The 24,429-nt window shown below is 73.6% G+C and carries 17 protein-coding genes and 1 riboswitch; of the genes, 8 read left to right on the top strand and 9 right to left on the bottom strand.

The window, feature by feature from the left end; genetic code table 11:
* The first annotated feature begins 34 nt into the window (after positions 1 to 34).
* Positions 35 to 171, top strand: a riboswitch (cyclic di-AMP (ydaO/yuaA leader).
* An 11-nt stretch (positions 172 to 182) separates the two neighbouring features.
* The 3 genes from ABD361_RS25925 (at position 183) to ABD361_RS25915 (ending at position 3,888) form a co-directional block, all read left to right on the top strand.
* A complete protein-coding gene (locus tag ABD361_RS25925; protein ID WP_344438547.1) occupies positions 183 to 1,295 on the top strand; it encodes a M23 family metallopeptidase in 1,113 nt (370 codons plus the stop codon).
* A gap of 108 nt (positions 1,296 to 1,403) precedes the next feature.
* Positions 1,404 to 2,879 carry an MFS transporter gene (locus ABD361_RS25920; protein ID WP_344438545.1) on the top strand — a complete coding sequence of 492 codons (1,476 nt, stop codon included), beginning with the start codon at positions 1,404 to 1,406 and terminating at the stop codon, positions 2,877 to 2,879.
* 64 nt (positions 2,880 to 2,943) lie between these two features.
* Positions 2,944 to 3,888: an aldo/keto reductase gene (locus ABD361_RS25915; protein WP_344438543.1), complete on the top strand. Its 945-nt coding sequence runs from the start codon at positions 2,944 to 2,946 to the stop codon at positions 3,886 to 3,888.
* A 22-nt stretch (positions 3,889 to 3,910) separates the two neighbouring features.
* On the opposite strand, the gene ABD361_RS25910 is transcribed toward ABD361_RS25915, so the two are convergent.
* The 4 genes from ABD361_RS25910 to trmB form a co-directional block, all read right to left on the bottom strand.
* The gene (locus tag ABD361_RS25910) at positions 3,911 to 4,219 is read right to left on the bottom strand and encodes a hypothetical protein (protein WP_344438541.1); all 309 of its coding nucleotides are present in this window, start codon (positions 4,217 to 4,219) and stop codon (positions 3,911 to 3,913) included.
* A gap of 41 nt (positions 4,220 to 4,260) precedes the next feature.
* The gene (locus tag ABD361_RS25905) at positions 4,261 to 5,403 is read right to left on the bottom strand and encodes a YDG/SRA domain-containing protein (RefSeq protein WP_344438540.1); all 1,143 of its coding nucleotides are present in this window, start codon (positions 5,401 to 5,403) and stop codon (positions 4,261 to 4,263) included.
* Positions 5,404 to 5,455: 52 nt separating this feature from the next.
* Positions 5,456 to 6,754: a PrsW family intramembrane metalloprotease gene (locus tag ABD361_RS25900; protein WP_425583325.1), complete on the bottom strand. Its 1,299-nt coding sequence runs from the start codon at positions 6,752 to 6,754 to the stop codon at positions 5,456 to 5,458.
* 163 nt (positions 6,755 to 6,917) lie between these two features.
* Entirely contained in the window at positions 6,918 to 7,742 is an 825-nt protein-coding gene (trmB, locus tag ABD361_RS25895) for a tRNA (guanosine(46)-N7)-methyltransferase TrmB (RefSeq protein ID WP_344438537.1), read from the bottom strand.
* 279 nt (positions 7,743 to 8,021) lie between these two features.
* Here trmB and ABD361_RS25890 point away from each other — a divergent pair, with 279 nt between their 5' ends.
* Positions 8,022 to 8,954, top strand: a complete 933-nt coding sequence (locus ABD361_RS25890) for a glycoside hydrolase family 16 protein (protein ID WP_344438535.1) — start codon at positions 8,022 to 8,024, stop codon at positions 8,952 to 8,954.
* A gap of 214 nt (positions 8,955 to 9,168) precedes the next feature.
* Here the strand turns inward: ABD361_RS25890 and lhgO are convergent, their stop codons facing one another.
* Positions 9,169 to 10,404, bottom strand: a complete 1,236-nt coding sequence (lhgO, locus tag ABD361_RS25885) for an L-2-hydroxyglutarate oxidase (protein ID WP_344438533.1) — start codon at positions 10,402 to 10,404, stop codon at positions 9,169 to 9,171.
* A gap of 281 nt (positions 10,405 to 10,685) precedes the next feature.
* On the bottom strand, positions 10,686 to 12,143 hold the full coding sequence (locus tag ABD361_RS25880) for an NsdA family TPR-like regulatory protein (RefSeq protein ID WP_344438531.1): 1,458 nt from the start codon (positions 12,141 to 12,143) through the stop codon (positions 10,686 to 10,688).
* A 703-nt stretch (positions 12,144 to 12,846) separates the two neighbouring features.
* Between ABD361_RS25880 and ABD361_RS25875 the strand changes: the two genes are divergently transcribed.
* A complete protein-coding gene (locus tag ABD361_RS25875) occupies positions 12,847 to 14,886 on the top strand; it encodes an asparagine synthase-related protein (protein WP_344438529.1) in 2,040 nt (679 codons plus the stop codon).
* A 27-nt stretch (positions 14,887 to 14,913) separates the two neighbouring features.
* Here ABD361_RS25875 and ABD361_RS25870 read toward each other — a convergent pair whose 3' ends face one another.
* Positions 14,914 to 17,193: a sigma-70 family RNA polymerase sigma factor gene (locus ABD361_RS25870; RefSeq protein ID WP_344438526.1), complete on the bottom strand. Its 2,280-nt coding sequence runs from the start codon at positions 17,191 to 17,193 to the stop codon at positions 14,914 to 14,916.
* Between the two features lie 152 nt (positions 17,194 to 17,345).
* Positions 17,346 to 18,095, bottom strand: a complete 750-nt coding sequence (locus ABD361_RS25865; protein ID WP_344438524.1) for a TetR/AcrR family transcriptional regulator — start codon at positions 18,093 to 18,095, stop codon at positions 17,346 to 17,348.
* A 605-nt stretch (positions 18,096 to 18,700) separates the two neighbouring features.
* Between ABD361_RS25865 and ABD361_RS25860 the strand changes: the two genes are divergently transcribed.
* Entirely contained in the window at positions 18,701 to 20,026 is a 1,326-nt protein-coding gene (locus ABD361_RS25860; RefSeq protein WP_344438674.1) for an NAD(P)/FAD-dependent oxidoreductase, read from the top strand.
* A gap of 269 nt (positions 20,027 to 20,295) precedes the next feature.
* Positions 20,296 to 21,996 carry an ATP-binding SpoIIE family protein phosphatase gene (locus ABD361_RS25855; protein WP_344438521.1) on the top strand — a complete coding sequence of 567 codons (1,701 nt, stop codon included), beginning with the start codon at positions 20,296 to 20,298 and terminating at the stop codon, positions 21,994 to 21,996.
* 14 nt (positions 21,997 to 22,010) lie between these two features.
* Here ABD361_RS25855 and ABD361_RS25850 read toward each other — a convergent pair whose 3' ends face one another.
* Positions 22,011 to 23,342, bottom strand: a complete 1,332-nt coding sequence (locus tag ABD361_RS25850) for an MFS transporter (RefSeq protein ID WP_344438672.1) — start codon at positions 23,340 to 23,342, stop codon at positions 22,011 to 22,013.
* Positions 23,343 to 23,441: 99 nt separating this feature from the next.
* Between ABD361_RS25850 and ABD361_RS25845 the strand changes: the two genes are divergently transcribed.
* Complete coding sequence (locus ABD361_RS25845; protein ID WP_344438519.1) at positions 23,442 to 23,990, top strand: MarR family winged helix-turn-helix transcriptional regulator; 549 nt, start codon at positions 23,442 to 23,444, stop codon at positions 23,988 to 23,990.
* Positions 23,991 to 24,429 lie beyond the last annotated feature (439 nt).

Below are 24,429 nucleotides of genomic sequence, written 5' to 3'. Positions count from 1 at the left end.
GCGCGGTCCTGGATACCGCCGCAAGAGGCGGTGCCGCGCGCCTTCGCCGAATCCCGTGAACGGAACCGGGGAACCATCCCTTTGGGGTGAATCGGGCCGCGCACCGGCCCGTAGGAGACCTTCCTGCTCCGAACCCGACAGCTAACCCGGTAGGCGAGTGGGAAGGAAAGGAGTGCGCCCCGGTGGCGTCCAACAGGCACGGTGCCGACGACGGTTCCTACACCGCGTACGACCCTCCGATCGTCCCGGCTTACGCCCCGCCCTACGATCCCGGCGCCACCGGCCCCGGCGACGACCTCCCGGCGACGCCGCTCGAGCGCGGCCGGCACCGCGCCGCCAAGCAGCGCGGCGGCACGATGGCCCGCAGCGGTGCCGTCCTCGGCGTGGGCATGATCGCGGCCGTCGGCGCGGGCGGCATGGCCAGCGCGCAGGACCGCCCGGCGGCCCCCATATCCGTGCCCGACCCCGGCCGGGACGCACCCGCCGCCCCCGCGGCATCCGCGGCGGCGTTCACCGAGGAAGCCGCCGACGCGGGCGAGGTGCTGCGGACGCGCATCATGCAGCAGGCCGAGCACCAGCAGGAGGCGGCGGAAGCGGCCGTGCAGGCGGCCGAGGCCCGGGCGGCAGCGGAACGGCACCATGCGATGGCCGCGCAGCAGGCGGCAGTGGCGGAGGCCGAGGCCAAGGCCGCTGCCGCGGCCCGGGCGGCGGCAGCCCGCGCGGCAGCGGCGCACGCGGCGGCAGCCGCACCCGCCCAGGCCGCGCCGCCGCAGCAGCGGACCCACCAGGCCCCACAGGCCCCGCACGCTCAGCAGGCCCCGCGTTCCGCGCCGCAAGCGCACCGCGCTCCCCAGCCCCACCGCGCCCCGCAGGCGCATCCGCAGGCGCAGACCGCCGCATCCTTCACACTGCCCCTGACCTCCTACACCCTGACCGCCGGCTTCGGGCGGGCCGGGGCGATGTGGTCGTCGCACCACCACACCGGCGAGGACTTCGCCGCCCCGACCGGCACTCCGGTGCGGGCCGTGAGCGGGGGCACGGTCACGCAGGCCGGCTGGGCGGGCGCGTACGGCTACCGCGTCGTGCTCACCCTCGGTGACGGTACGGAGGTCTGGTACTGCCACCTGTCGTCGATGGTGATCACCTCCGGCAAGGTCGGCGCCGGCACGGTCATCGGCCGGGTCGGGGCGACCGGCAATGTCACCGGTCCCCATCTGCACCTGGAGGTGCGGCCGGGCGGTGGCGCCCCGGTGGACCCGCTGTCCTGGCTGCGCAGCCGGGGCCTGCAGCCGTAGCGCGCGCTCCGCAACCGCAGGGAGGCAGCCGGGTCATAGCGGCGTGGATTCCCCTACGTATCCCGATTTTCCGGGAATGTTATCCGTGTGATCGGGAAATCAGAGGATGTGACGACGACCGCACCGACGATCACCACGTCCGTTCCCGCCCGCCTGGACCGGCTGCCCTGGTCCCGGTGGCACTGGACGGTGGTGATCGGGCTGGGCACCGTCTGGGTGCTGGACGGTCTGGAGGTCACGGTCGTCGGCAACATCGCCGGCCGCCTCTCCGAACAGGGCAGCGGCCTGCCCATCACCTCCGGCGGGGTGACGGGCCTGGCCGCCGCGCTGTACGTGGCGGGGGCGTGTTCCGGGGCGCTGTTCTTCGGCCGGCTCACCGACCTCTTCGGCCGCAAGAAACTCTTCATGGTCACCCTGGCCGTCTACCTGTCGGCGACCGCGCTGACCGCACTGTCGTACTCGTCCTGGTGGTTCTTCGTCTTCCGCTTCATGACGGGCTTCGGCATCGGCGGCGAGTACGCGGCCATCAACTCCGCCATCGACGAACTCATCCCGGCCGTCTACCGCGGCCGCGTCGACCTGATCATCAACGGCAGCTTCTGGCTCGGCGCGATCGCCGGATCGCTGCTGTCGATCCTGATGCTGGACACGAGCATCTTCGCCAAGGACGTCGGCTGGCGGCTGACCTTCGGGCTCGGCGTCGTGCTGGGCCTGGTGATCCTGCTCGTCCGGCGCCACGTTCCCGAAAGCCCACGCTGGCTGTTCATCCATGGCCGCAGCGGGGAGGCGGAGGAGCTGGTCACGGAGATCGAGAAACGCGTCGTCGCGGAGAAGGGCGCCGAGCTGCCGCCCGCGAAGGGGCGCTTCACCATTCGCCAGCGCGAGAGCTTCGGATTCCGGGACATCGCCCGGACCGTCTTCTCCGACTACCGCCGCCGGGCGGTGCTGGGGCTCGCCCTCTTCATCGGACAGGCGTTCCTCTACAACGCCATCACGTTCGGCTTCGGCGCGATCCTCACCCGCTTCTTCGGCGTCTCCACCTCCCGCACCGGCTATTTCTTCGCCGTCATAGCAGTGGGCAACTTCCTGGGCCCGCTCTTCCTCGGCAAGCTCTTCGACACGCTCGGCCGGCGCATCATGATCACCTCGACGTATCTGCTGGCCGGACTGCTGCTGTTCGCGACCGCCTGGCTCTTCGGCAGCGGCCGGCTCAACGCCGTCACCCTGACCGCGTGCTGGGCCGTCGTCCTCTTCTTCGCCTCGGCCGGAGCGAGCAGCGCGTACCTCACCGTCTCGGAGATCTTCCCGATGGAGACCAGGGCCATGGCCATCGCGTTCTTCTACGCGGTGGGCACAGCGGCGGGCGGCATCAGCGGCCCGCTGCTGTTCGCCGCCCTCACCCACAGCGGCGTCGTCGGGGACACCGTGCTCGCCTTCACCATCGGCGCCTCCCTGATGTGCATCGGCGGGGCGGTGGCCGCGTTCCTCGCCGTGGCCGCCGAAGGCCGCTCCCTCGAAGACATCGCCACCCCCCTGTCCGTCCACCCTCCCGAGCCCCTACCGGCTCCCGCACCCGCGGACTGACCGAAGACACCACCACGCGAACTGACGCGGAATAAGGCTGCCGGTAGGGGCGTTGTGGCATCGCATGGCTGACAACCACCGCACGATCGGCAGTCTCTCCGTCCACCCCCTCGCCCTCGGGGGCAACGTCTTCGGCTGGACGGCGGACGAGAAGGAGTCCTTCGCCGTCCTCGACGCCTACGCCGAGGCCGGCGGCAATTTCATCGACACCGCCGACGTCTACTCGGCATGGGTCCCCGGCAACCGGGGCGGCGAGTCCGAGACCATCCTCGGCGCCTGGCTCGCCGCCCGCGGCAACCGCGACCGGACCGTCATCGCCACCAAGGTCGGCGCCGGCGTCCCCGAACCGGCCGGCCTTGCACCCGCCACCATCAGGTCCCGCGTGGAGGAGTCCCTGCGCCGCCTGGGCACCGACTACATCGACCTCTACTACACCCACTACGACGACACCTCGCAGACGGTCGAGGACATCATCGGCACCCTCGACGCCCTGGTGAAGGAGGGCAAGGTCCGCGAGATCGCCGCCTCCAACATCAGCGCCGAACGCCTGGAGGCCTCCCTCGCCTTCTCCGACGCCTCCGGCCTCGCCAAGTACGTGGCGATCCAGCCCCACTACAACCTGGTCTCCCGCGACACCTACGAGGGCCCCCTCGCCGACGTCGCCGCCCGCCACGGCCTGGCCGCCGTCCCCTACTACGCCCTGGCCTCCGGCTTCCTCACCGGCAAGTACCGCCCCGGCACGACCGTGGACAGCGCCCGCGCGGGCAGCGCCGCCAAGCACCTGGAAACCGAGCGGGGCCGGCGCGTCCTGGCCGCCCTCGACGAGGTGGCCGCCGCCCACGGCGCGGACGTCTCCACCGTCGCCCTCGCCTGGCTCGCCGCCCAACCCACCGTGGCCACCCCCCTGGCCAGCGCCCGCACGGTCGACCAGCTCCCGGCCCTCCTCGCGGTGGCCGACCTGCACCTGACGGACGCCGAACTGGGGCAGCTCACCGAAGCCTCGGCATAGACACCGGCAACGGCTTCGTGGGCTACGCCCGCTTCTCCACCGCCCACGAAGCCACCGCCACCCCACCGGCGACGGCGAACACCGCCGGCCAGGCCCCGACCTTCTTCGCCAACGGATGCGCCCCACCGAACGCGGCGAGATACAACCCCGTCAGCCCGGCGGCGGCCTGCGCCCCGGCCTTGTCGTTCCACTCCCGAGCAGCCACCACCCCGGCGGCCCCCAACACCACCCCACCGAGCGCCCTCTTCTTCGTCCACCGCGCCACGCCGTACCCCCCGACAAGCCCGACGGCGGCTACGACAGACGCCGGAATCCCGCTCACTGCGGCCATGGCCCACACACCTCCGTGTCGACAGACGATCTCCTGCGAGATTAACCCTCGACCGGTGCGGTGCGTCGGGCCTCGTGGTGCTCGCGGTGGTACGCCAGGTGTTCGGCAGCTATCGCGTGCTGGGGATGCAGGCGCAGCTCGTACGTACGCTGCTGGGAGCCGTGTTCCACGACCGTGCCGCCCGGGTCAATGGTGAGCATCCCGAAATCGAAAGCCACATGGTGGTTCGGGCACAGGCACAGGACGTTCTCCGGGGTGTCCGGCCCGTTGTGGGGACGGCCCAACGGCCTAATGTGGGCCGCTTCCGAGTAAGCGCCGGTCGGCGTCTCGATGCGGGTGCCACACACCTGACACGCGTAGTCGTACAGCCGCTTGACGGTATTGGCCACGGCCGTACTCCGCACCACGCGCTGCGTCGAGGTCACCCTGCGGCCGGGCGCATCGTTCCCGGTGGGAAGGGGCTCGTCGCGCGGGGGCCGGCCGAACTTCGCAGCATTGTGGGCCGCCCTGATGTCCGCTTCGTTGACCCCGGCCGCGTCAACGGCAACCAGGCGGTACTGCCACACCAGGAAGCCCGACTCGCCGCGCTGCGACCAGTGGTCCTCGACGCGGTAGAGGCCGTCGTACCGATATCCGCGTGAAGGCGCATGGGCGTTGTCCGGCTCCGCTCCGCGGATGACGCGGACGGGCGTGCCCGACGATTGGCTGTTGACGAGCGCCGCATTGCCGCGGGTGAGTTCCTGGTCCGCAACCTGTCGACCAGAGTCGGCATCCCGCCCGCCCTGGCCCGTGTAAATGATCAGGTCGCCGTAGTCCCGGTCGTCCTCGTAACCGCCGGACACCACGATGGATTTGGCGTCCTCCCTCGCCTTGCCCCAGATGCCTGCTTGCAGCGGGCCGTGCAGACCCGAAGCCCGCAGCGCGGCGCGGCTTTCGAAGCAGGTGCCCACGGGCACGTACGGCGGGTGCCCGAAGCCGTCGAATTCTTCGTCCACCAGGCCGACGCTGAGCAGGACCTCTTGCCAAGGATCGGCGGGAAAATGCTCGGCCAAGAACCGGGCGATGGCCTGCTGCCGTTCCTCTGGCGTAGCGGCCAGAAGGGTATGCAGCTGGTCTTCCAGCCCCGTCCTCTGCCCGACCCTCTCGAAGAGTTTGCGGATGGCTTTCGCCTCGTCTTCAGGCATGGTGTGCCCCCCCAATGGACTAGTGGTGAACGCGTACGAGTGAACGATGCCGCTACCGCTGCGGCGGCCACCCCTGCCACTGGCCCGGGGCGGGGCCCCACTGGGGTGGGTACGGGGTCGGGTACGGCCTCGGGATCGTGGTGACTGCTTGGGCCAGGGCCGGTTGGGCCGTGGTGCGGCGTTGCCAGAGGTGGTGGAGGAGCTCCTGCTCGCGGGCGGTGAAGTGGGGGTCCGGGGTGCCGCGGTGGGCGCGGTGGCGGAGGAAGGCCAGGGAGGTGGCGAAGGATATGTACTCCGCCACCGTGCGGGCCGCGGCCGCGCCGCCGGTGCGGCGGGCCACGTCGCGGGCGATGCCTCGGGCCCGCATCGAGGACAGGGCCAGGGGTTCGGGCGGGGTGAGCCAGCCGGCGGCCTGGTAGGCGGGGAGCTCGGCGAGGATGGTGCGCAGCTCGTTCTGCCGGGACCAGATCACCAGCCAGGTCAGCAGCCCGAAGACCGGCACCATGAACAGCGCGTACACCGCGAGGAAGCCGCCGTTCGGCAGGGTCGCCGAGCCGTTCCACAGTGCATGCAGGAGCATCGCCGTCAGGAGGGACACGAAGGGCACGACAGCCCTCAGCACCCGGCGCCGGGCCGCCAGCGTGGCCGCCAGGCCGAAGCCCAGTCCCGTCATCGACGTGAACAGCGGGTGCGCGAAGGGCGACATGAGCACCCGGATGAAGAACGTGGCCGCGGTCGTCGTCGGCAGCCCCGAGTAACCGAAGCTCTGGTCGTCGGCGAAGGCGTTGCCCAGGTAGAGGATGTTCTCGGTGAACGCAAAGCCCGTGGCCGTGAGGCCGGCGACGACGACGCCGTCGACGATGCCGTTGAAGTCGCGCCGGCGGAAGAGGTACAGCAGCAGGATCGCCACGCCCTTGGCGCTCTCCTCCACCACCGGCGCCACGAAGGTGGCCCCCCAGGTGGAGGGGTCGTCGCGCTGGGTGACGTCGACCGCGCTGAGCAGCCAGCGGGTGGCGTACCCGTTGGCGAGCAGGGCGACGAGGGTGGCCGCGCAGGCGCCCCAGGCGAAGGCGAAGACGAGGTTGCGCCAGGGCTTGGGGTCGACGCGGTCCATCCAGCGGAACGCGGCTATGAGCAGCGGTACGGGCAGGACGGCGAGGCCCAGGCCCACCAGGAAGCCCTCGGTGCCGGTCTGCTCGCGGACGAGGGCGAGGATGATCAGCCCGCACAGGGCGAGCAGCAGGAAGACCGCGCCCGCCCGGACCGCCTTGTTGTCCCAGAGGGTGTCCCACAGGGCCCGGCGGGCCTTGTAGTGCAGGCCCGCCGGTGGCGCGGGCGGGCTGGCGGGCATCGGCGGTATCTGCGGCGGCAACGGCTGCGGCTGCGGTTGCGGCTGCCGGTCGGTCGGGGGCGCATGCACGTCACGACCCTAACCAAGCGCCGCCGGGGTCGGCGTCCCCAATTCGGGACCGGGTCCGGTCCGGTGCCCGGCGGTGGGGTGGAGATGCCGGCGCTCAGCCGCGGCGGCGGAACATCAGGTCGTGGACGACGTGGCCCTTGTCCAGACCCTGCCCCTCGAAGCGGGTCAGCGGCCGGAAGTCCGGGCGCGGCGCGTAGCCGCCGTCGGGCTGCGTGTTCTCGAAGTCGGGGCTCGCCGAGAGCACTTCCAGCATCTGCTCGGCGTACGGCTCCCAGTCCGTCGCGCAGTGCAGGACCGCGCCCGGCGCGAGCCGCGTCGCGGCCAGCGCCAGGAACTCCGGCTGGATCAGCCGGCGCTTGTGGTGGCGCTTCTTGGGCCAGGGGTCCGGGAAGAAGACACGGATGCCGGCGAGCGCGTCGGGCGCGAGCATCTCGCGCAGCAGGATGATCGCGTCGCCATTGGCCACCCGCACGTTGGTCAGCCCGCGCTGCTCGGCAAGGCCCAGCAGATTGCCCTGACCCGGCGTGTGCACGTCGCAGGCGAGGATGCCGGTGCCGGGGTCGGCGGCCGCCATCTCGGCCGTGGCCTCGCCCATGCCGAAGCCGATCTCCAGGACCACGGGCAGCGCGGGGTCGCCGAAGAGCTCGCCGAGGTCGAGGCGGCGCAGACCGTCGACGTCCAGGCCCCACGTGGGCCACAGGCGGCGCAGCGCCTCGGCCTGCCCGGGCGTGACCCGGCTGCGGCGCGGCTGGAAGGAACGGATGCGGCGCTCGTGGTGCGAGCCCGCCGGATCCGGCGCCGGGCCGTCGGGGAACATGGGCTCGCGCCGGGCGCGGGCGGGGGCCGGGACCGGACGGGGGGCTGCGGTGCCCGCGGCGGCCGTGCCGGCCGCGGTGCTGGGGGCGAGGTTCTCGGACACAGTTCCTCCAGTCTACGGGCGCGGCGAAAAGTCCCCCTGGGCCCGGCGCGACTCCCCGGACCTGGCGCGGGCGAGGTGGCCTTGCGCGGGCGAGGTGGCCGACAACCGGCCGACAACCGGCCGACAACCGGCCGACAACCGGGGGAATGCCTGTCCGCCGTTCCGGTGGGTCCGGCGCAACGCTGCGTGGTGGCCCTGGCCCCGGCTTGCCGCGCCCCTACGATCCGACTGGCCCGGGTCTCCGGCGAGCCGTCCCCCCACCCTCTCCAGGGATCACCCATGCGACTGCGCCCCTTCACCGCCACGCTCGCCCTGCTCGCCGCCGCGGTGCTGCTCGCCGGCAGCGGCATGGCCCGCGAGGAACTCGCCGGGGAACCGGCCGGACGCAACACCCCCGCCGCGCTGACCGGTGCGCCCGGCCCCGGGCCCGTACAGCAGGCGTACGCGCGCTCCGGCGGGTGGCGCCTGGTGTGGTCGGACGAGTTCGCCGGGCCCGCCGGCCGGCGGCCCGACCGGGGCAGGTGGGTCTTCGACCGGGGCGGGGAGCCCCGCTGGGGCAACCACGAGTGGGAGTACTACACGGACCGCCCCGGCAACGTCTCCCTCGACGGCCGCGGCCACCTCGCGATCACCGCCCGCCACGAGAAGCGGCGCGGCATGCGGTGCGCCAGCGGGCCGTGCGACATCACCTCCGGGCGGATCACGACGAAGGGCCGCTTCGCCCGCGCGTACGGCCGCTTCGAGGCCCGCATCCGCATTCCCCGCGGGCAGGGGCTGTGGCCGGCCTTCTGGATGATGGGCGCCGACTCCGACCGCGTCGCCTGGCCCGCCAACGGCGAGATCGACGTGATGGAGGCCCTCGGCAGGCAGCCCGGCACCGTGCACGGCGCCGTCCACGGCCCCGGCTACGTCGCCCAGGGCATCGAGCACCACACCCGGCTGGGCGCCGGCGGGCGGCTGTCGGACGACTTCCACACCTACCGCGTCGACTGGGTGCCCGGCAGGATCACCTGGTACCTCGACGGCAAGGCGTACGGCAGCGTCTCGGCCGACCGGCTGCGCCGCGGGCAGCGCTGGGTCTTCGACCACCCCCACTACCTGCTGCTCAACCTCGCCGTCGGCGGCGACTGGCCCGGCCCGCCGGACCGCTCCACCCCGTTCCCCGCCCGCATGCTGGTCGACTACGTGCGCGTGTACGCCCCCGGCCGGTGAGCGCCCCCGAAGGGGCGCGGGGCAGTGTCGATCTGCGGCTGCCGCCGCGTGGGCGCGACAAGCCACGACGCGCCCGCAGAGGGGGTACCGTGCTGCGCCCGGAACGCCGGGCAGCGCGTTCGACTGCCGGGCCGTCGGTGGCCGGTCGCGCAGTTCCCCGCGCCCCTGACGGGGCGCCGTGGTGCCGCGGGACGAACACCCGCCGGACCCGGCCCTACACCTGGCGCGCCACGGCCGCCGCGTGCCCCAGGGCCGCCAGCGCCCGGCGCGCCACCTCCCGGCCGATCGGCAGCGAGGCCGTGGCCGCCGGCGAGGGCGCGTTGAGGACGTGCACCATGCGCGGCGAGCGGACGAAGAGGAAGTCGTCCACCAGCGTTCCGTCCGGCAGCACCGCCTGCGCCCGCACCCCCGCGGGCGCGGGTATCAGGTCCTGCGGGGTGACCTGCGGCAGCATGCGCCGCACCGCTTCCGTGAAGGCCCGCCGCGACAGGGAGCGGCGCACCTCGCCCGCCCCGTACCGCCAGTGGCGGCGCGCCAGCTGCCAGGCCCCCGGATACGCGACGGTGCCGGCCAGCTCGCCCGGCCGCACCGTCCACCGCCCGTACCCCTCGCGGGCCAGCGCCGGCACCGCGTTGGGGCCCACGTGGACGTGGCCGGCGATGCCGCGGGTGAGGTGGACGCCCAGGAACGGGAACGCCGGATCCGGCACCGGATACACCAGGCCCCGCACCAGGCCCCGGCGCTCCGGCGCCAGCTCGAAGTACTCCCCCCGGAAGGGGACGATGCGCATGCCCGGGTCGTCACCCGCGAGGCGGGCCACCCGGTCGCTGTACAGCCCCGCGCAGTTGACCAGGACCCGGCCGCGCAGCACCTCGCCGGCCGCCGTGCGCACCGCGACGGCGTCCTCGCGCCGCCCCACCGCGCACACCTCGGCGCCGTAGCGCACCTCGGCCCCGTCCCGCTCGGCCAGCTCCGCCAGCCGCCGGGCCACCGCGGGGAAGTCGCAGATGCCGGTGGTGGCCACGTGCAGGGCACCCACGCCCCGTACCGCCGGCTCGAACTCCGCGATCTGCGCCGGGCCCAGCTCGCGCACCGGCACCCCGTTCTTCCGGCCGCGCTGGGCCAGGGCGTGCAGCCGCGGCAGCTCCTCGCGCCCGGTGGCGACGATCAGCTTGCCCGTCACCTCGTACGGCAACTGCTGCTCCGCGCAGAACCGCACCATCTCCGCCGCGCCCCCGACGGCGAAGCGCGCCTTCAGAGAACCCGGCCGGTAGTAGATCCCGCTGTGGATCACACCGCTGTTGCGGCCGGTCTGGTGCCGGGCCGGCCCCGCCTCCTTCTCCAGCACCAGCACCCGCGTGCCCGGGGCGGCGCGCGTGAGGGCGTACGCGGTCGACAGGCCCACGATCCCGCCGCCGACCACCAGCACGTCGCAGTCGTACGCCGCCATCACCTCACCTCCCCGCGCCCACGCCGCCGCGCCCCGCCCCGGCCACGGCGACCACCGACTCCCTGCCTCCTCAGCGCCTCCCGCACGGACCCATGATGACCTGTGCCACCGACAACCGGACGCCCGATGGGATCACTCACCGGTAACCGACGGCCCGGGGAGCGCGCGCAGGACTCGCACGACCGCCCGTAGGACTGCTCGCAGGACCGCCCGCAGGACCGCCCGCGGGAAGACGCACAGGACGACGCGCAGGACGGCTCCGGGACCGCGTGCCGGACGGTTCAGGCAGGCGCCACCAGCAGCGGCCGCGCCCGCTCCCGCAGCTCCGCCACGCGCGGCTCGTTCCCGTACGGCTCCAGGCGGTGCAGCAGGTCCCGTACGTACTCCGTCGTCCGCGCCGAGGAGATCCGCCCCGCCACCTCCACCGCGCGCACTCCGGCCGCGCACGCCGCGTCCAGGTTGCCCGACTCCAGCTCCGCCACCGCCGAGACCACCAGCCGCAGGCCGTGCGAGCGCACGAACTCCTCCGTCGGCCGCGCCAGCGCCTGCTCGGTGAAGCGCTGCACCTGCCGCGGCATGCGCAGATCGCGGTAGCACTCGGCGGCATCGGCCGCGAACCGCTCCTGGGTGTAGAAGTCCAGCCAGGACGGATCCGCATCACCCGACCGTGCCCGCTCCAGCCAGCCCTCGGCGGCCTTCAGCGCCGCACCGCAGGCCGGCGCGTCGCCCGCCTTCGCCTGCGCCCGCGCCTCCACGAGCCGGAAGAAGCTCATGGTGCGCGCGGTCGCCAGCCCCCGGTTGCGCTCGTACGCCGCCTGCGCGAGGTCGACGCCCTCGTCCGCGTAGCCGCGGTAGGTGGCCTGCAGGCTCATCGACGCCAGCACGTAGCCGCCCAGCGGCACGTCGGCGGCCGCACGGGCCAGGCGCAGCGCCTGGATGTAGTAGCGCTGGGCCGCCTCCTGCTGGCCGGTGTCGAAGGCCATCCAACCCGCCAGCCGGGTCAGTTCGGCCGTCGCCCCGAACAGCGAACGGCCCACGTCGTCGCTGTACGAACCCAGCAGCAGCGGGGCCGCGTCCACGCGCAGGCACTCGGGCACCATCGACGAACGCCAGTCGCCGCCGCCGTACTTGGAGTCCCAGCGGCGGGCGTCGTCGGCGGCCTCCCGCAGCTTCGTCACATCGCTGTGGCCGACACGCTGCGGTAAACCGCAGTCCTGACCGCCGCCCGACGGCGCGGTCGCCGCCTCGCGCGCCGCCTGCTGCGGCTCACGCGCCACCGAACTGTCGGCGGGCGTTATCAGCCAACGGGAGGCAGGCGTGGAATAGGCGCTGACGGAAAAGGAACCGGCCAGGGACTGCCAGATCCCCCCGCCCCCGCGCCGACCGGCCGAATCCAGCCGGAACAGCTCCGTCGCCGACCGCACCGCCTGGCCGACATCGCGCGGAAAGGAGAGCCCCACCTCCGGCGCCGGATCGGCGTCCGCCAGCCCGATCTCGTGCAGCGGCACCGGCCGGCCCAGCTTGGCGGCTATCGCCGCCGCGATCAGATGCGGCGCCGCGCCCTGCGGGACCATGCCCTTGGACACCCACCGCGCCACCGATGTCTTGTCGTACCGAAGCGTCAATCCCCGCTGCGCACCGAGGTCGTTGACCCTGCGCGCGAGACCGGCGTTGCTGATCCCTGCAAGGGCGAGGACAGTGCCCAGCTTCTCATTCGGCCCGCGTGGCTCCCTGGACATGCGCACCCCTCGACAACACGACGCCCGCCCCGGCATAGGCACGAGGCATTCGTAAACCCAGCGTAGTTCGCCGCATCCCGACCGTTAAGAGGCGATGTCCCGGATGGCGAGATTCTGGTCCGTATGTGCGTGCACGGAGGGGCACGTGCTCCGGTTGTGTGTGGCCGTGCGCCCGCCGTGCGCTCTGTCCGCGCCAAAGCCCGTGACGGTTCCATGGAGATGCGTGGGTTGGCCCGCTGCACTGGGTCCAGTGGGCTGGGGGATGCCGTCGCCTCATTCCCCGCGGGCGGCGGACCGGTCCGGGAGGCGGTTCACCGCCTCCCGGGCCGCGCCCGCACCCGCAGGCGGCCCGGTGCGGGCCCCGGTACGGACCTCGGTGCGGGCCGCAGGGCGGATCCCGTTCAACCGTGGCCGGATGTGGCCGGATGCCGCCGCCTTGCCGTCACGCGGCCGCCGTGCGCGCCTGCCCGTACCCGGACACCCGGCGTGCATTCGGGAACAACCGTGACGGAACGCCATCTCGCCGCGTTGTCCGAGGAGTTGGCAGCCCTCGACCAGCCGCTGAGCCGCAACCAAGGCGTTGTCCAAGGTATTGCCCAAGGTGTTGCCCGGGGATGTACGCAACCCCAGCCCGGCTGTGCATGATGACTGCTACCGATCGGTTGCCCGACCGATCGGCTGTCCACAGCCTGTGGAGGCGGCGATGCGCTGGTTGGTGGGGTGGAACCGCACCGCCGCGCACCACCACGCCGACGGCACCGGCGGACCCCGCCTCCACCCTGTCGCCGCACGGCAGTTGTGGGACGGCCCCGAACCCCTGTGGGCCGTCGGCGACTGGCGCCCCGACGAGATCCGCACCGTCCAAGCCGAACCCGCCGATCCCACCACCCGCCTCGCCGTCCTCGGCCGCTGCGCCGCCGGCGACGACGCCCTGCGCGCCGGCCTGCGCGCCGCCCGTGGCGGCGCCCTGCGCCACCTCACCACCTGGCCCGGCAGCTACACCGTCGTCGTCCGCACCGGCCGCCGCCTCGCCGTCCTCGGCGACCTCGCCGGCACCCGGCCCGTCTTCCACACCGACTTCCACGGCGGCACCGCCTACGCCACCGCCGCCCTCCCGCTCGCCGACCTCGTCGAGGCCCAGCTCGACATCGGCCACCTCGCCGCCCTCCTCGCCTGCCCCGACATCCCCGAAGCCCTCGGCGACGGCACCCCCTACACCGGCGTACGCCGCCTACCGCCCGGCCACGCCCTCGTCCTGCGCGACGGCACCCGCCAGATCACCGGCTACGAACCCCACCCCACCCTCGCCGCCGCCACCCCGCGGGCGGACGCCCGCCAAGCCGTCGACGCCGTACGCGAAGCCCTCGTCGACGCCGTACACGCCCGCCTCACCGGCCCCCACCACGCGACCGGCCCCCGCCCCGCCACCGGCGCCGACCTCTCCGGCGGCAGCGCCTCCGCCACCCTCGCCCTGCTCGCCGCCGGCCTGCCCGGCGCGAACCCCGGGGTCACCGGCGAACGCCTCCTCGCCGTCACCTTCAACGACCTCGCCACCGAAGCCGCCCGCCACCGCGCCCCCGAACTCGAACGGGCCCGCGCCCTCGCCGCCGACCTGCGCCTGCACCACCTCATCGTCGCCGCCGGCACCGAAGCCCTGCCCTACGCCCACCTCGACCGCAGCCCCCTCACCGACGAACCCGGCCCCGCCCTCGCCTACGCCGCCCGGCACCGCCACCGCCTCGCCGCCGGCGCCACCGACCACCTCGTCGGCAACGGCGCCCGACAAGTACTTGACGCACACCCCGCCCGCCTCGCCGACCTCCTCATGGACCGCCGGCGCCGCCACCTGCTCAAACCCGTCTCCGCCCTCGCCCGCGCCGAAAACACCGCCACAAACACCGCCACCCACTCGCTGTCCGTCCCCTTCACCGTCTACCGCGCCGCCCGCCGCCTCGCCCGCACCGGCCACCGCGAAGGACTCGAGACCGCCGCCACCCACCTGCTCCACGCCGACGGCACCCCCGACGCCCCCGACACCCGCGGCACCACCGGCCCCCTCGACGCCTCACTGGCCGCCCTCGCCTGGTGCCGCCCCGGCCCCGCCGCACGCTGGCTGACCGCAGAAGCCCGCGCGGACGTGGCCGCCCGCCTGCACACCGCCGCCGTACAGCCCTCCGCGCCGACCACCGGACTGCCCCAGCGCCCCGGCGAACGCCGCGCCGCCGCCGCACTGCACCGGCACGCCGCCGACCACCGCATCCACGAACAGGCCGTCGAGGCCCGCGGCCAGCGCCTGCACGCCCCCTTCCTCGACAACCAGGTCGTACGCGCCTGCCGCGCCCTGCCCGAAACCCTGCGCGTCCAACCCGGCGCACGCGCCGCGATCCTGCGCGCCGTACTGGCCGGCGCCGGCATCCACGACCTGCCACCCGGCTGGGGCACGCCCTCGCACGCCTCCCACGCCGCCGCGGCACGCACCGGAATCGCGGCCGCGCTGGGACCCCTGCTCGAACTCCTCGACGCGCCGCTCCTCGCCGACGCCGGCCTCGTCGACGCGGGCGCCGTGCGCAGCGCCCTGCGCGCCGCGGCCCGCGGGGAGGCACTCCCCCTGGACGGGCTCGCCGAGATCGTCTCGACCGAAGCATGGCTGCGCCGCCTGCTCGCCCGTCGCGGCACCTGCTGGACGGGAGCCGAGACCCACGGCCCGCGCGCGGTGGCGGGCGGCGTCATGCCACCATGCTGAGGGCGGCCAGGTGTTGAGGGCGTCCGTTCAGGGGCCTTCGTCCTCGGAGGCACCAGCGGAGCCGGCCGGGGCGGTGCAGCTGATGCGGCCCCGGGCCCAGTCGGCGACCGCGGCCCCCTCGTACGGCGAACGGGACTCCACGACGAGGCGCAGCGTCCTGCGCCCGGCCAGCGGAACGTGCACGGCCTTCGCCGGCTGCCCGCCCTCCACCAGGCCCGAACTCCACATCCGCGCGCCGTCGGCGAAGACGGAGAACGTGACCGCGCCATGGCCCATGGACATGTCGTCGATGCCGGCGAAGGCGTCGTAGGCCGTGCAGGAACGGTTCAGGTCGACGATCACGGAGGACGGCGCATGCACGCTCGCGCCATTGCGGTACGTCGTACCGCCGATACGTAGATCGCCGTACCGCTGCCACATCCAACCGCCGGGGGCCGGCCGCAACTCGGGCTCACCGCCGTCGCCCAGGGGGGCGTATTCCAACTGGTCGAGCGGATAGACGGCCGTGGGGAGGCGCGGGGGAGCGGGCTTGGGCACGGCCGGGGAGGCGCCCGGCGTACGCGGACGCGAAGCCGAAGGCGAAGCGGAACGCGAGGCGGAAGCCGACGCCTCCGGACCCGCCGCCCCGGCCGCCGCAGGCGACGGCGAGGCGGAAGGGGACGCGGATGGGGACGCGGACGGGGAAGGAGAGGCGGAGGGCGAGGCGCTCGCGGAGGCCGCCCCGGCCGGCAACCCGGGCGCCGCGGTCGGCGCCGCCGACGCGGTGAGCCGCGGCTGCGAGGCCCGGGGCCGCGGGGCGTGCGTGACCGGCGCCGGGACCGGGGCCGCGGCCCGCGGCCCGGGCGAGGGCGCCGGCGAACCCGCGGCCAGCGCATAGGCGATGACCGCCCCCGCCGCCGCAACCGCCCCCGCGACCAGCCCCACCTTCGTCACCACCCCGAGCCCCTCGCCGGCAGAGCCTGCGGAAGACACGGAAGAAGACGCCGAAGAGGACCCGGACGACGCCGAGGACGACGCCGAGGCGGTGGCAGGAGCGGAGGAGGCGGAGGCACTGGAAGTACCGGCGGCACCGGAAGCACCTGCCGAGGGGGCCCCCGCCCCCGCCCCCACCCCTCCCCCCGCGCCCCCGCTTCCCGTGCCGCCGGCCGCGGCCGCACCCGCGCCGGCGGCCGCACCTGCCGCCAGGCCGGCCGCCGCCTTCACGGACCAGCCCGCGGCGAACCAACCGATGACGGCCATCGGCAACAGCGCCCGCAGGCGCTCGTTGACGTCGGCCACCTCCAGGGCAGCCGTACGACAGCGCGCACACGTCTCCAGGTGCTTGCGCATGCCCCGCTCGGCCCGCGAACGCAGCCGCCCCCGCGCATAGGCGCCCAGCCGGTCCGCGTACTGCGCGCACTCCCCGCCCGAGGTGAGGGAACTGCTGACGTGCGCCTGCAGGTACGCCTGCTTCAGCCCCTCACGGGCCCGGTGCGCCAGCACGGCCGTCGCGTTGGCGCTCAGCCCCAGCAGCGGGGCCACTTCCCCCGGTGTCTCCTCCTCCACGGTCGTGTGCCACAGCACGGTCTGCCACCGCTCCGGCAGGCTGCGGAACGCCTGCACGGCCAGCGACCGCTCGGCCTCCTGCATGGCCCGGACGTCCGCTCCCAGGCCCAGGGTGTCGTCGTCCGCCGCGATGGAGGAGACGGCCGACGAGGTGGCGAAGACCGCGAAGTCCTCGACCAGATGCTCGCGCTTGGTCGTCCGCCCCCAGGCGGCCGCGACCCGGCGGACGCTGGAGAGCAGGTACGCCCTGACCGCCGAGTCCGGGCCGGCGCCCCGCCGCACGGCCTGCAGCGTCGAGGCGAAGACCTCGTTGGTCAGGTCCTCGGCGGTGTGCTCGTCACGGCAGCAGGTGCGGGCGTAGCGGCGCACGGCGTCGACGTGCCGCCGGTACAGCTCCTCGTAGGCGTCCTCGTTCTCGCCCCCGCGCAGCTGTGCCACCAGTTCGAGGTCGGACGGGGGTGCGTCGGTGTCCTCCCGCACACCGGCGTCGTCCGTCCACCCGGCAGCGGCCTCCCGGGCCTCGCCCGACCGCGCACCACCGCCCGGCGTGCCACTGCCCGTGCCGGCGTCGCCTCCCGGCGCCGGCCGGCCGCCTTCCCGTTGCTGCGGCACCACCGGGCCCAGGGCGCCGCGCCACAGGTCCAGCGCGCCGGCGACGGGGTCCGCCGCTGCCGACGGCAGGGCCGGCGGTCCGGGCGGCTGCACGGCAGGCCCGTCGGCCTCGCCGCTCTCCCGCGATTCTTCCCGCCCGTCAACGCCCATAGCGCAGGCTCCCCGTACACGCCGCAGACTCGAATACCGAGCAGCGTCGCACACGGGCCGACGGCAGGATCGCTCAGCGAACGGCAACCACCCGTCCGGGCCCCTGGACCGGGCCGGAAGTCAGGTGATCACCCGGCGCGCCGGGCCGATGGTCAGGCAGCGGGCCGCGAGCGCAGGCCTTCGAGCAGGATGTCCAGCAGCCGCGAGGAGGCCGCCGCCTGCTGCGCCGGGTCCGGCAGGGACGGCGCCGCCGTGGCTATCACCAGCAGCACATCGGCCACGGTGACATCGGTGCGCAGCTCGCCGGCCGCCCGTGCCCGCTCGACGAGCCGGCCCACGACGTCCAGCAGCGCGTTGACACCGGCGTCGTCCCGCTCCTTGACCGCCGTCTGCCGCTGCTCGACCAGGCGCAGCTCGTGCAGCTGGCTCTCGCCGGGCACCGGCTGCCGCTGCTGCGGCACCCGCGCCCGCTCCTGGCCGGGCTGCTCGCCGGGCTCGACGTCGACGCCGACCCGCAGCACCTGCGGCGGCAGCAGCCGGCCGGCGCCGGAGGCCACCGACGTGCGCAGGAAGCGGGAGAGCGCCGACCAGGGCTCCTCCTCCTGCCCCAGCGCGGTGCGCGCCTGCTCGGTCAGGCGTGCCGTCTCCTCCTCGGCTATGCGCCGGACCAGCACGTCCTTGCTCGGGAACCGGCGGTAGACCGTGCCGACCCCCACCCGGGCCCGGCGCGCCACGTCCTCCATGGGCGCGCCGTACCCCAGCTCGCCGAACACCTCGCGAGCCGCCCGCAGCACATGTTCCAGGTTGCGCTGGGCATCCACGCGCAACGGCGTATTGCGGCCACCTGTCCCGTCAGACGTCGTCGCGACGGCGGCAGACCAATGAGACCCCTGAATGTGCATACGTTCCCCCGGTTATGACGTCTCCCCCCGGAGACTCCCCGCCCTGACTGCCGGGGTGCGTCTCGACACCCCGACGGAGTACGAACATAGTTGAGCCCGAGTCAAGAAAGAAGGGGGTAGCTCCGCACAGGCCGTCCCCAATTGGAGTACGGGCCCTGCGGGCGTTGATGGTGCACCACCCCACCACCCCTGTGAAGCGGCTCTGACCTGCGCACCTTTCCCTCCGGGCGGGCCCGGGCAGCGGGAGGGACCGGCTTCGCCGCCAGTCGTACATTTCGCCGGGCCTGTGGACAAACCCCTGGCACCCGTGGGACACGGGAAGGAGCTGGGGCAGCAGTGCGACGAGGAGTCGAGCCCGCATACAACCACCGTGCGAGTGGTATGCGAGGGAGAACGCCAGCACCACCCGAGGGCCGAGCCGGCACCGTGCGAGCACCACGCGGGGGTCCGTGCGCGGACCGAGCGGCGACCACGCGGCAGACGCGAGGCGGAACAAGGAGGAGTGGGCCTTGGTGAGCGGACCGGCGCGGGAAGGGCAGCGGGAGCAGGACAACGGCCGGCGGACGACCGGGGCGCAGGAAGCGGACCCCGGCCGCCCGAGGCGGATCCTGGTGGTCGGCGGGGGCTACGTCGGCATGTACGCGGCGCTGCACCTGCAGCGCGGGCTGCGGCGCGGGGAGGCCGAGGTCGTGGTCGTCGACCCCGAGCCGTACATGACGTACCAGCCGTTCCTGCCCGAGGCGGCCGCCGGGTCGATCTCCCCGCGGCACGTGGTCGTCCCGCTGCGGCGGACCCTGGCCAAGTGCCAGGTGCTCACGGGCGAGGTCGTCTCCATCACGCACGCCAAGCGCACGGCGGCCGTGAAGACGCTGGCCACCGCGGAGGAGGGCACGGGCGCCGTCGACGTCCGCTACGACGAGCTGATCCTGGCCCCGGGCTCCATCTCCCGCACCCTGCCCGTGCCCGGCCTCGCCGATCACGGCATCGGCTTCAAGTCCGTCGAGGAGGCCATCGGGCTGCGCAACCACGTCCTCGAACAGCTCGACATCGCCTCCTCCACCCGCGACCCGCAGGTGCGCGACGCGGCCCTGACCTTCGTCTTCGTCGGCGGCGGCTACGCGGGCGTCGAGGCGCTGGGCGAGCTGGAGGACATGGCCCGCTACGCCTCCCGCTACTACCACAACCTCGAACCCGACGACCTGAAGTTCATCCTGGTCGAGGCCACCGGACGGATCCTGCCCGAGGTCGGCGAGGACATGGGCCGCTACGCCGTGCGGGAACTGCGCGGGCGCAACATCGACGTACGGCTGCAGACCCGCCTGGAGTCCTGCGAGAACCGCGTCGCCGTCCTCAGCGACGGCTCCCGCTTCCCCACCCGGACGCTCGTGTGGACCGCCGGCGTCAAGCCGCACCCCCTGCTCGCGGCCACCGACCTGCCGCTCGACGAGCGCGGCCGGCTCACCTGCACGGCCCGGCTGCAGGTGGACGGCGCCGAGCACGCCTGGTCCGCCGGCGACGCCGCCGCCGTCCCCGACCTGACGTCCGACCAACCGGGCGCCACCTGCGCGCCCAACGCCCAGCACGCCGTCCGCCAGGCCAAGGTGCTCGGCCGCAACGTCCTGGCCTCGCTGCGCGGCGAGGCCCTGCAGGAGTACCGGCACAAGTACGCCGGCTCCGTCGCCTCCCTCGGCCTCCACAAGGGCGTCGCACAGGTCTACGGCAGGAAGCTCAAGGGCTACCCCGCCTGGTTCATGCACCGCGCCTACCACCTCAGCCGTGTCCCCACCTTCAACCGCAAGGCGCGGGTGCTTTCCGAATGGGCCCTCGCGGGACTGTTCAAACGTGAGATCGTCTCCCTGGGCTCGCTGGAACACCCGCGTGCCGAGTTCGAGCTCGCGGCCGGCACGGGACGCCACCCCGAGGCGAGTTGATGCGCGGATGAGGGGCGCGCATCCGGACCGGGATCCCCCTCCTGCGACGCGGCGTCTGACGGATGTCCGTCCGGTCGGCCACACTGGTCGTGTGACCATGAGTGGGCTGGTATCTGCGAAGAGTGACAATCGCGAGCATTCGGACGTTTGCTGCCCATACGCGGCAGCGGACGCCCCCACCGCTCACCGCGCCCCCGCACCGGGGGCGCGGCTTTGCCACCCCACGCCGCCGAGCTGATTCCGCAGCGACTCCACGAGGTAGTCCTTCAGTGAACTTCACCCGCTGGAGCGCACGGCTCCCCGGAACGCAGCGCCGAGCCGCCGCCCGCGCCGACCGCGCCTCCGCCACCGCCCCGCACGGGCCGACCGGGAGCGGCACCGGCTCGGTGCCCGCCGCCCGCGCCGAGCCCGCCACGGACACCGAGCCCGTCCCCAGCCTCGACGCGCTGCGCGTGCACGACATCCTCGGCAAGGTCCCGGCCCTGGTCGCCCTCGTCTACGGGCCGGACCACCGCGTCGCCTACGTCAACGACGCCTACGCCGCCCTCTTCGGCATCCGCACGCCCGGCATGCCCGCCCGCACCGCCCTGCCCGAGCTCGTCGAGCTCGGCCTGCTGCCGCTGATGGACCAGGTCCTGCGCAGCCGCAAACCCCGCACGGTCAAGTCCCGGCGGGTCGCCGTCACCACCGGACGGCACTGCTACTACACGCTCACCTGCTCACCCATCGAGGTCGGCGAGGGCAAGGGCGCCCAGCACGGCGTCCTCGTCTTCGCCGCCGACGTCACCGACCAGGTCGAAGCAGCCGAACGCCTGCGCGCGAGCGAACGCCGCCAGCGGGAGGCCGCCGTCACCCTCCAGCGCAGCCTGCTGCCCCAGGAGCTCGAACAACCCGACGACCTGCGCGTCGCCGCCACCTACCAGCCCGGCGGCCACGACACCGCCGTCGGCGGCGACTGGTACGACGTCATCACCCTCGGCGCCGGCCGCACCGCCCTCGTCATCGGCGACGTCATGGGCCGCGGAGTACGCGCCGCGGCCGTCATGGGCCAGCTGCGCACCGCCGTACGCGCCTACGCGCGCCTGGACCTGCCGCCCCACGAGGTCCTGCAACTCCTCGACGGCCTCGCCACCGAGATCGACGCCACCCAGATCGCCACCTGCGTCTACGCCGTCCACGACCCCAACGAGGGCCGGCTCGTCTACGCCTCCGCCGGGCACCTGCCCATCCTCATCCGCGACCCCGACGGCACCGTCCACCGCGCCGCCGAACCCACCGGGCCGCCCCTGGGCACCGGCGGCTGGCTGCACACCTCCGGCAGCGTGCCCCTCGGCCCCGGCGCCAGCGCCGTCCTCTACACCGACGGCCTCGTCGAACGCCGCGACCAGGACATCGACGACGGCGTCGCCGCCCTCGAGCGCGCCTTCGCCGGCGCCACCGGCTCACCCCAGGTCATGTGCGACCGCCTGGTGCGTGCCCTCGGCGTCACCCAGGAACACGACGACGACGTCGCCCTGCTGGTGCTCCAGCACCCCGCCCGCACCGGCCACGACGCCGAGCTCTTCCACAACGCCGCCCTCGAACTCCTCGGCGGCATCGAGGCCGCGCCCCGCGCCCGCGCCTTCGCCTCCGGCGTGCTGGCCAGCTGGCGCTTCCCCACGGACCTGCGCGACCTCGGCGTCCTGGCCGCCAGCGAGCTGGTCGCCAACTCCCTGCAGCACGGCACACCACCCATGCGGCTGCGGCTGCGCCGCACCGACCGGCGCCTGATCATCGAGGTCACCGACGGCGACGACCACCTCCCCCGCCGCCGCCGCGCCGAACCCGCCGACGAGGCCGGCCGCGGCATCTCGATCATCGCCACGATCGCCTCCTCGTGGGGCTCACGGCGCACACCCGGCGGAGGAAAGGCCGTCTGGTGCGAATTCGCCCTGCCCACCGGCCGCGGCCTGCGCACCCACCTGGGCTGAGCGCAACGCCGCCGTCAGACCGCCACCGGCGTCCGCTCGCCCTGCTCCTGCACGGAGCGGGCGGCCGGCGCCTCGGCCGCGACACCCGCGGCCGCGGTACGGCGAGCGTGCGCACGCACCGGGTTGTCCTGCTCCGCGGTGAGCAGGCGGCCCAGCCGCAGGGCGAGGACGGAGATCCCCAGCGCGCAGACGACCAGCAGGACGATGTACGCCGGGTACGCGCCCGCCCCCGCCATCAGACCGCCCGCCGCCGGCCCCACCGCCAGCGCCAGCTGCTTGACCAGGGCGAACGCCGAGTTGTACTGACCGACCAGCCGTGCCGGCGCCAGATCGGCCACCAGCGGCGCCATCGTCGGCGACAGCATCGACTCACCGATGCCGAACAGCGCGTACGTCGAGATCAGCAGCGTCGTCGCCAGGGCCGGCGCGCCCGGTACGAGCCCGGACAGGCCCGCCGCCACCCACGCCACGGCCCAGATCAGACCGACCAGCGCGATGACACGGCTGCGCCGGCGCCGCTCGACGAGCTTGAGCACCACGAACTGGGCCACGACGATCGCCATCGTGTTGGCCGCCAGCGCGATGCCCAGCATCGCCGGCGAAATCCTGGTGACCTCGACGGCGAAGGCCGCCAGGCCCGACTCGAACTGCCCGTAGCAGGCGAAGAACATCACGAAGCCCAGCACGCACAGCTGCACCATCGCCCGGTCGCCCACCAGCGCCCGCCACCCGCTCTGCGGGGTGGGCCCGCTGGGCACCTTGTCCTCCACCTTGGGGGCGCGGGGCAGCCGCACGGTCGCGACCATGGCACCCAGCACCAGGAACATCACCGACTCGATGGCGAAGAGCCGCACGAAGCTCGCCGGGTCGGAGGTGTCCACCAGCTGGCCACCGAGCAGACCGCCGACACCCAGCCCCAGGTTGTTCAGGAAGAACTGCATGGCGAACGCCCGCGAGCGGGTGGTCGGCGTCGAGCACCACACGATCATGGTGGCCAGCGAGGGCTGGACCACCGCTATACCCGCGCCCAGGGCGGCGGCCGCGGCCAGCACCAGCGGCCAGACGCTCGCCAGACCCAGCGCGAGGGACCCCAGGGCGGCGGCGACCGTACCCGCGACGGCGACCGGCAGCGGACCCCGGCGGTCGATCACCCGACCGACGAACGGCAGCACGGCGAGCGCGGCCACGGCGAACGTCATCATCACGAAGCCCGCCATGCTCGCCCCGAGACCCCTTACCTGGGACACGTAGACGAACAGGAACGGGACCGTGAAGCCGTTGCCGAACGCGCTCAACGCGTTGCCCAACTGGATCCGGCGCAGCGCGGCGCCCATCGCGGTGGTCACACTCACCCCTCAACCTCGAAGACTTCAACCCTAAAGTTCGAAGCTAAAGAGTACACGTCGAAGGGCTTTAGCGCGAACGATTTCTGGGATACTGCCGCCATGGCTGACACCCACGGGCCCGCCGAGCCGAGCCTCGAAGAGCAGATCGCCGCCTACCAGCGCGAGTTCCAGGGCCTGGACCCGCAGGTCGAGCGGGTCGTCTCGGCCCTCAGCCGCCTCAACCGGCGCATGCACGTCGCCTACGGGCGCCAGACCGCCGAGCTCGGCATCAGCAACGCCGAGTGGGAGGTCCTCAAGGCCCTCGTCCTCGCGGGCGAGCCCTACCGCCTCGGCCCCGGCGACCTCGCCAAGCGCCTCGGCCTCACCCCCGCCGCCATGACCCACCGCATCGACCGCATGGTCGGCGAGGGCCTCGTCACCCGGGAGCGCGACGAGAACAACCGCGTCCGCGTCATCGTCGGCATCACGGAGGAAGGCCGCGCCAAGTGGCTCGACGGCCTCCGCAAGGCCACCGTCTTCGAAGAGGACCTCCTCCAGGACCTCTCCCCGGTCGAGCGTGCCCTCCTCGGCGAGATGCTCACCCGCCTCCTGCGCCGGGTCGAGGAAACCCAGCACGACGCCGGCGGCCGCCTCAGCGACCTCGACTGAGAGGGGCCGGGAACGGGCTGCCGGACGGGGGTTGACAGGGCATCGCCCCATCCGTAGTGTTCTCCGAGTTGTCGCGGGCCCGGAAGGGTTCGAGACGGCATCTCTCGCCGCACCGACGGCATCCACTACTGCACGGCCCCTTAACGGGATGGAATTCGGCGTGCCGAATTTCGGACCGGGCTCCGATTAGGAGCCGGGAGGGAAATCCGCTAAAGTAGTGATCACGCCGGGGGCCGAAAGACCGAAGGCGAGAAAAACCCCGCTCCAACAGGGGGCCGGAAACGAGAAATCGGATCTGGTAAGGTTGGAAACACCGAAGGGAAGCGCCCGGAGGGCCCGGTGAAACGGGACCGAAGGAAGCGTCCGTTCCTTGAGAACTCAACAGCGTGCCAAAAGTCAACGCCAGATATGTTGACACCCCGTCCATCATCACGGTGGA

The organism is Streptomyces luteosporeus (assembly GCF_039532865.1).
GTDB classification, from domain to species: domain Bacteria; phylum Actinomycetota; class Actinomycetes; order Streptomycetales; family Streptomycetaceae; genus Streptomyces; species Streptomyces luteosporeus.
The sequence above is the reverse complement of the archived record's forward strand: the minus strand, read 5'-3'. Positions and strand labels throughout refer to the sequence as shown.